Source organism: Bacillus sp. LR--39, from assembly GCF_053613335.1.
Genome location: NZ_JBSIOT010000941.1, coordinates 1 through 685 on the forward strand (window position 1 = coordinate 1; position 685 = coordinate 685).

General features: G+C 48.5%; 1 protein-coding gene. It reads right to left on the bottom strand.

What is annotated here, in order from left to right; genetic code table 11:
- On the bottom strand, positions 1 to 685 hold a 685-nt coding region (locus tag ACWHAR_RS27620), incomplete at both ends, for a class I tRNA ligase family protein (RefSeq protein ID WP_452088508.1).

Below are 685 nucleotides of genomic sequence, written 5' to 3' on the forward strand. Positions count from 1 at the left end.
TTCCATGTGGATTCCACTTTTTCATAGCTGAAGCGCAGATCCTGGCCAGGAGAGCTTCCAGTCGCAAGGAAATAACGCAGAGAATCGGCTCCGTACTTGTCAATCACATCCATCGGGTCGACACCGTTGCCAAGAGATTTACTCATTTTCCGGCCTTGCTCGTCACGGATTAAGCCGTGGATTAAAACATCTTTGAACGGGCGCTCGCCTGTAAATTCAATGCCTTGGAAAATCATGCGTGATACCCAGAAGAAAATGATATCGTACCCTGTCACGAGAACATCTGTCGGATAGTAGCGTTTAAAGTCTTCAGCCGTTACATCAGGCCAGCCCATTGTGGAGAAAGTCCATAGCGCAGAACTGAACCATGTATCCAGTACGTCTGTATCCTGTTCCCAATTTTCGCTGTCTTCCGGCGCTTCAAGCCCGACATATAGCTCGCCTGTTTCTTTATGATACCAGGCAGGAATACGATGGCCCCACCACAATTGACGGGAGATACACCAGTCGCGGATGTTTTCCATCCAGTGTAAATACGTTTTTTCGAAACGGTCAGGCACAAAGTTGACCTTTTCTTCTTTCTTTTGCAGCTCAATCGCTGCATCAGCAAGCGGCTGCATGCGCACAAACCATTGTGTAGAAAGATAAGGCTCCACAACAGCCCCGCTTCGTTCACTATGGCCGA